Source organism: Streptomyces sp. SID5643, from assembly GCF_009872555.1.
Classification (GTDB): domain Bacteria; phylum Actinomycetota; class Actinomycetes; order Streptomycetales; family Streptomycetaceae; genus Streptomyces; species Streptomyces iakyrus.
This window is the reverse complement of record NZ_WWIC01000156.1, coordinates 1-6,918: the sequence shown is the minus strand read 5'-3', so window position 1 is coordinate 6,918 and position 6,918 is coordinate 1. Positions and strand designations below refer to the sequence as shown.

General features: G+C 71.0%; 5 protein-coding genes and 2 pseudogenes. 4 read left to right on the top strand and 3 right to left on the bottom strand.

Annotation, left to right across the window (positions count from 1 at the left end; all coding sequences use genetic code 11):
- From GTY56_RS18810 to GTY56_RS18800, 3 genes and pseudogenes are all read right to left on the bottom strand, one after another.
- Positions 1–919, bottom strand: a pseudogene (locus GTY56_RS18810) (RNA polymerase sigma factor); the annotation flags it as partial.
- A 128-nt stretch (positions 920–1,047) separates the two neighbouring features.
- On the bottom strand, positions 1,048–1,578 hold the full coding sequence (locus GTY56_RS18805) for a hypothetical protein (RefSeq protein ID WP_161366512.1): 531 nt from the start codon (positions 1,576–1,578) through the stop codon (positions 1,048–1,050).
- Between the two features lie 103 nt (positions 1,579–1,681).
- Positions 1,682–3,121, bottom strand: coding sequence for an aminobutyraldehyde dehydrogenase (locus GTY56_RS18800; protein WP_161366511.1), 1,440 nt, complete (start codon positions 3,119–3,121; stop codon positions 1,682–1,684).
- A gap of 164 nt (positions 3,122–3,285) precedes the next feature.
- Between GTY56_RS18800 and GTY56_RS18795 the strand changes: the two genes are divergently transcribed.
- From GTY56_RS18795 to GTY56_RS18780, 4 genes and pseudogenes are all read left to right on the top strand, one after another.
- Entirely contained in the window at positions 3,286–3,825 is a 540-nt protein-coding gene (locus GTY56_RS18795) for an Lrp/AsnC ligand binding domain-containing protein (RefSeq protein ID WP_161366510.1), read from the top strand.
- A gap of 19 nt (positions 3,826–3,844) precedes the next feature.
- A complete protein-coding gene (locus GTY56_RS18790) occupies positions 3,845–5,206 on the top strand; it encodes an aspartate aminotransferase family protein (protein WP_375136719.1) in 1,362 nt (453 codons plus the stop codon).
- A gap of 206 nt (positions 5,207–5,412) precedes the next feature.
- Complete coding sequence (locus GTY56_RS18785; protein ID WP_161366509.1) at positions 5,413–6,162, top strand: ABC transporter ATP-binding protein; 750 nt, start codon at positions 5,413–5,415, stop codon at positions 6,160–6,162.
- Positions 6,144–6,918: pseudogene (locus GTY56_RS18780) on the top strand (hypothetical protein); the annotation flags it as partial. The gene GTY56_RS18785 and the pseudogene GTY56_RS18780, both read left to right, overlap by 19 nt.

Sequence of the window (6,918 nt, the reverse complement as noted above, 5' to 3'; positions counted from 1 at the left end):
CGGCCCGGGGCGGCGGGGCGTCCGGCGGCTGTGTGACGACGTAGGCGCCGCCCGCGGCGATCGTCGCGCCCGCCGTCACCGCGACGGCCGGCTTGGCGAGCGCGCCGAGCAGCTTGGCCGACCAGCCGGCGGAGGCGGCGGAGGTGGCGGCCACGGCCGTCTTGCCGCCGAAGGCCAACGACAGGGTGAACCCGACCGGCAGCGGGACGAGGGCGATGCCCACCAGGAGGCGTTCGGCCGGTACGACGGCCTCGCGGGTGCCGCCGCAGTAGCCGCAGCCGCGGATGTGCCGGGCCAGGCGCTTGCGCCACACCGAGCCGGGCCGGCCGTCCCAACGGCCGGTCACCTCGCGTAGGCCGGGGCAGGCACCGTCCAGCGCGCGCACGATGCCGCGTGAGGTCTACAGGCGCTCCTTCATCCGCTGGACGCGCACGGCGGCGTGCTGCCGGGTGATGCCGACGGCGGCGGCCAGTTCCCGCCGGGTCAGCTCGCCCGCGACCTCCAGCCACCACAGCGACAACAGCTGCCGGTCCTCGTCGTCGAGCCACCGCACGGCCTCGGCGACCTCGCGCCGCTGCCCTTCCAGTTGGAGCCGCAGCACCGTCAGGTCGGCGAAGTCGGAGGCCGGCGCCTCCTCCAGCCGGTCCGGGGTCCGGCGCCGGGCCCGGTCGCGGAGCTGCCGCATGGCGATCGCCACGAGCCAGGACCGGAAGCTGTCGGGGTCGCGCAGCGATCCCAGGTTGCCGACGGCGCGCAGCATGGTCTCCTGCACGACGTCGTCGACGTCGGCGTGACCGTTGAGGGCCCGGCCCACGATGTTGTAGACCAGCGGCAGCCAGCCCGCGACCAGCTCGTCGAGCGCCTGCTGGTCGCCGGCCTGTGCCGCGGTGATGACGGCGCGCCAGTGCTCACTGTCCACGGGAGCCTCTCGCCGGCCGGGATCGGTACTTCTCCGCACGCACCCTCTCAGGCAGGACGGGGGTCTTGGCTATGTGGGGGATCACATGCGGGGAGACGGCGTGAAGGTTCCCGGGATAACAGTTTTTCTCAGCCGCCGAACGCCGGGGCGGTCGCGGTCGCGGGCGCGGTCAGCGCCTCCAGCCGCTTGATCCGCTGCCGTACGACGTACAGCGGGATCACCCCGAACACGCCGAAGGCCATGTCGATCACCGACCACCAGAAGGGGATCCCGCGGAGCGGTCCGCAGATCAGGGCGAGCGGAATGATCCCCGCGCAGGCGATCATGCCGAACTCGACGACCCAGATGTTGCGGACCGGGTCCCGGTAGGGCCCGTAGAAGGCGACCGCGATCACCAGGTGCGCGAAGGCCAGCCAGTCCGTGCCGTAGAGGAGGAAGGGGTACTCGGCGTCGGCCTGGTCCAGGCCGGCCCGGACCCGCCCGATCCACTCCGCCAGCCCGGGCAGGTGGTCGCCGACGGAGAACGCGCGCAACAGATCCTCGGTCCACCGCAGTTCGTGCACCAGGGGAAAGGCCGTGGCGCCGCTGAGCACCAGGCACACGACGAAGAGGGCCAACCAGGCGCGGATGCCCTTGAGCAGGGCGGCTCTGTCGTTCATGGAGGCACTCTACGCCCAAGTTGAACATGTTCAAAAAAGAGGGCGGGGCAACGGAACGGCCCCGGGCGGCAGCACCCGGGGCCGTCACGGCCGAACCGTGTGACTACGCGTCCAGCGACGTCATCACGTGCTTGATCCGCGTGTAGTCCTCGAAGCCGTAGCCCGAGAGGTCCTTGCCGTAGCCGGACTTCTTGAAGCCGCCGTGCGGCATCTCGGCGACCAGCGGGATGTGCGTGTTGATCCACACGCAGCCGAAGTCGAGCTTCTTGGACATCCGCATGGCGCGGCCGTGGTCCTTGGTCCACACGGAGGAGGCCAGCGCGTATTCCACGCCGTTGGCCCACTCCACCGCCTGCTCCTCGTCCGTGAAGGACTGCACGGTGATGACCGGGCCGAAGACCTCCTTCTGGATGATCTCGTCGGTCTGCTTCAGGCCCGAGACGACGGTCGGCGCGTAGAAGTAGCCCTTGTCGCCGACCCGCTTGCCGCCGGCCTCCACGCGCGCGTGCGCGGGCAGCCGGTCGATGAAGCCCTCGACCTGCTTGAGCTGGTTGGGGTTGTTGAGCGGGCCGAACAGCACGTCCTCGTCGTCCGGCTGCCCGGTCTTGGTCTCGGAGGCGGCCTTGGCCAGCGCGGAGACGAACTCGTCGTGGATGGACTCGTGGACGAGCACGCGCGTGGCGGCGGTGCAGTCCTGGCCGGCGTTGAAGTAGCCGGCGACCGAGATGTCCTCGACGGCCTTGGCGATGTCGGTGTCCTCGAAGACCACGACCGGGGCCTTGCCGCCCAGCTCCAGGTGGACGCGCTTGACGTCCTTGGAGGCGGACTCGGCGACCTGGATGCCGGCCCGTACGGAACCCGTGATGGAGGCCATCGCCGGGGTCTCGTGCTCGACCATCATGCGGCCGGTCTCGCGGTCGCCGCAGATGACGTTGAAGACGCCCTTGGGGACGATCGAGCCGATGATCTCGGCCATGAGGACCGTCGAGGCCGGGGTGGTGTCGGACGGCTTCAGCACGACGGTGTTGCCCGCCGCGATCGCCGGGGCGAACTTCCACACGGCCATCATCATCGGGTAGTTCCACGGCGCGACCTGCGCGCAGACCCCGACCGGCTCGCGGCGCACGATGGAGGTCAGGCCCTCCATGTACTCACCGGCGGAGCGGCCCTCCAGCATCCGCGCCGCGCCCGCGAAGAAGCGGATCTGGTCGACCATCGGCGGGATCTCCTCGGAGCGGGTCAGCCCGACGGGCTTGCCCGTGTTCTCCACCTCGGCCGCGATCAGTTCCTCGGCGCGCTCCTCGAAGGCGTCCGCGATCTTCAGCAGGGCCTTCTGACGCTCGGCGGGCGTGGTGTCGCGCCAGCCGGGGAAGGCCTCGGCGGCCGCCGCCATCGCGGCGTCCACGTCCGCCTGCCCGGACAGCGGAGCGGTCGCGTACGCCTCGCCCGTCGCGGGATTGACCACCTCGGTGGTCCGTCCGTCGGCGGCGTCCTTGAACTCACCGCCGATGTAGTTGCGCAGACGACGCAGCTCGGTGCTCACTGCCGGCCCTCCAGTTCGGATGTCCAGTACTTGAGACACCCACCCTAGTCGGCCGACCCACGTTTTCAACACCCCTGCTCCCTTCGATCGTGCGGAATCCGCAGGTGTCGGGGACTCAAACAACGGATTTCATCGATCCAGGCTTGCGGAAGTGTCGAGACCTCGTGCACAGTGACCTCGTGGCCAGTCGAAGCGCAGACCAGAAGGGCTCGCGGGAGTCCCGCGAGCCCTCCCGCGAGTCCAGGAACGGCAGCTCGCCGCAGCTGGACGCCGTGTCCCTCGCCATCATCGAGCAGCTCCAGGAGGACGGCCGCCGGCCGTACGCCGCCATCGGCAAGGCCGTGGGCCTGTCGGAGGCGGCCGTGCGCCAGCGCGTGCAGAAGCTGCTCGACCAGGGCGTGATGCAGATCGTCGCCGTCACGGACCCGCTCACCGTGGGCTTCCGCAGACAGGCGATGGTCGGCGTCAACGTCGAGGGCGACGTGGAGGCGGTCGCGGACGCGCTGTCGGCGATGTCCGAATGCGAGTACGTGGTGATGACCGCGGGGTCCTTCGACCTGATGGTGGAGATCGTCTGCGAGGACGACGACCACCTCCTGGAGGTCATCAACAAACGCATGCGGGCGGTGCCCGGAGTGCGCTCCACCGAGAGCTTCGTCTACCTCAAGCTCAAGAAGCAGACCTACATGTGGGGAACCCGATAACCGTGAGGACCCGATAGCCGTGAGCAAGGACCTCTCCCAGTCCGCGTACGACCACCTGTGGATGCACTTCACGCGCATGTCGTCGTACGAGAAGGCCCCCGTCCCCACCATCGTCCGGGGCGAGGGCACGTACATCTACGACGACAAGGGCAAGCGCTACCTGGACGGCCTCGCCGGCCTCTTCGTGGTGCAGGCCGGGCACGGCCGGGTCGAGCTCGCCGAGACCGCCTTCAAGCAGGCGCAGGAGCTGGCGTTCTTCCCGGTGTGGTCCTACGCCCACCCCAAGGCCGTCGAGCTGGCCGAGCGTCTCGCCGGGCACGCCCCGGGTGATCTGAACAAGGTCTTCTTCACCACCGGCGGCGGTGAGGCGGTGGAGACCGCCTGGAAGCTCGCCAAGCAGTACTTCAAGCTGACCGGCAAGCCCACCAAGCACAAGGTCATCTCCCGCGCGGTCGCCTACCACGGCACCCCGCAGGGCGCCCTGTCCATCACCGGCCTGCCGGCCCTGAAGGCCCCCTTCGAGCCGCTGGTGCCGGGCGCGCACAAGGTCCCGAACACCAACATCTACCGGGCCCCGATCCACGGCGACGATCCCGAGGCCTACGGCCGCTGGGCCGCCGACCAGATCGAGCAGCAGATCCTCTTCGAGGGCCCGGACACGGTCGCCGCGGTCTTCCTGGAGCCGGTGCAGAACGCGGGCGGCTGCTTCCCGCCCCCGCCCGGCTACTTCCAGCGCGTGCGCGAGATCTGCGACCAGTACGACGTACTGCTCGTCTCGGACGAGGTCATCTGCGCCTTCGGCCGTCTGGGCACGTACTTCGCCTGCGACAAGTTCGACTACGTGCCGGACATGATCACCTGCGCCAAGGGCATGACCTCGGGCTACTCCCCGATCGGCGCCTGCATCATCTCCGACCGCCTGGCCGAGCCGTTCTACAAGGGCGACAACACCTTCCTGCACGGCTACACCTTCGGCGGCCACCCGGTCTCCGCGGCCGTGGGCCTGGCCAACCTCGACCTGTTCGAGCGCGAGAACCTCAACCAGCACGTCCTGGACAACGAGGGCAACTTCCGCGCCACCCTGGAAAAGCTCCACGACCTGCCGATCGTCGGCGACGTCCGCGGCAACGGCTTCTTCTACGGCATCGAGCTCGTGAAGGACAAGAACACCAAGGAGTCCTTCAACGACGAGGAGACCGAGCGCGTCCTGTACGGCTTCCTCTCCAAGGCGCTGTACGACAACGGCCTGTACTGCCGGGCCGACGACCGCGGCGACCCGGTCGTCCAGCTCGCGCCGCCGCTGATCTCCGACCAGTCGACGTTCGACGAGATCGAGCAGATCCTGAGGGCCACCCTCTCGGAGGCGTGGACCAAGCTCTGACCCGCGTCGCTCCGATCGTCTGCCTGGATGATCAACAACGGCCCCGGTGCCGCCCGTTCGAGTGAGAAACGGCGGCCCGGGGCCGCGTGCTGTCCGGCGCCCCGCCGCGTTCTGCCTAGCGTGCCCAGTGACCGATCGGCCCTGCCTTCGTTCCCCCGCACGGGGGATGGCACGGGAACTACGGATCTGAACCGAGGTGTACGCGCATGGAGGCCCCGCCGGACAACGACGTGCTCTGGGCACGCGCCCTGCACTTCCAGCACGACGACGGCTCGCCCGCGCTCTGCGGCGTCTCGCTCGGCGTGCGCGAGGGCGAAATCCTCGCCATCGGCGGACCGCGCGGCAGCGGCAAGACGACCCTGCTGCGGTGTCTGTCCGGCCTGGTCCCGGTGCGGCGCGGCGAGGTCTGGTTCAACAGCGTGCCCGTGCACACCATGGGCCCCCTCACCCGCGAGCGGCTGCGCCGCGACCGGTTCGGCTGGATCGACCCGGCCCCCTCCCTGGTGCCGGAACTCAACGCATGGGAGAACACCGCCCTGCCGCTGATGCTGCGCGGCACCAGCAGGCGCCGCGCCAAGACCGCGGCCCTGGAGTGGCTGGAGCGCCTGGACATCGGCGACAGCGCCCGCAAACGGCCGCACCAGCTGGTGCAGGCCGAACGGCAGCGGGTCTGCATCGCCCGCGCCCTGGCCCCCGCCCCGTCGGTGCTGTTCGCCGACGAGCCCACGGCGCCCCTGCACCGCGCCGACCGCGCCCATGTGCTGCGCACCCTCACCACGGCGGCCCGTTCCCACCGCATCACCGTCGTCCTGGCCACCCACGACGCGGAGACCGCGGCCCTCGCCGACCGCACGGTGTCCCTGCTCGACGGGCGGCGCGTACAGACGGTCCACCTGCCGCCGGTCGCCGAGACCAGCGAACCGGAAGGCCGGGCCGCGTGCTCGCTCTCCGTCTGACCCGCGGCGCCCACCCCGCCGTCCAGCTGCGCCGCCTGATGGTCACGGCGGCCTCGGCGGGCACGGGCTTCCTGCTGCTCTGCGCCCTGGGCTACGCGCTGAGTCACCCCGGCTCCCCCGGCTCCGCCGCGCTCCGGCTGGCCTGGTGCGCGGCCCCGCTGGCCGCCACGGTGTACTTCGCGGTCGCGGTGGCCCGTACCGATCCCGGCACCAGGCCCCGCTCCGGCCTCTCGGCCATCGGCCTCGGACCGGTCCGCATGATGGCCGTCTCGGCGACGACGACGGCCCTGTCCTGCACGCTGGGCTCGATGCTGGCCCTGCTCGTCTTCCTGCACCTGCGGGGCGACCTGACGGGCATGCCCTTCGACGGCGCCGCCGCCGACTCCCTCGCCGCCGGCCGGCCTCTGCCGTTGCCGGGCGCCCTGACCCTGCTGGCGTTCGTGCCCGTCGGCGCGTCGGTGGCGGTGGCCCTGGCCCTGCGACCACGCGAGGCGGGACCCGCCACTCCCCGGGCGGCCCGGATGTACGGCCGCTTCGGCGCCTACCGGCGCACCACCACCCGCGAGACCTTCGGGGCGTACGGCAGGTTCGGCCGGCACTTCGTCCGGCCCGCGGACGGCCGTACCGCCGAGCCCGCCGCGAAGAGCGGCCCGCCGGCGGCCCGGACCGGCGGGTCGGCCCCGGCGGCGGCCGCGGGCACCGGCGGGACGGTGAGCGCGGTCGCGGACCCGGTTCGACCGCCGACGGTGCAACCGG

What these genes read in the sequence shown, in the direction of transcription:
- GTY56_RS18785 (WP_161366509.1), top strand. Translation starts at nt 5,413, where the DNA reads ATGGAGGCCCCGCCGGACAACGACGTGCTCTGGGCACGCGCCCTGCAC.
- GTY56_RS18805 (WP_161366512.1), bottom strand. Translation starts at nt 1,578, where the DNA reads ATGAACGACAGAGCCGCCCTGCTCAAGGGCATCCGCGCCTGGTTGGCC.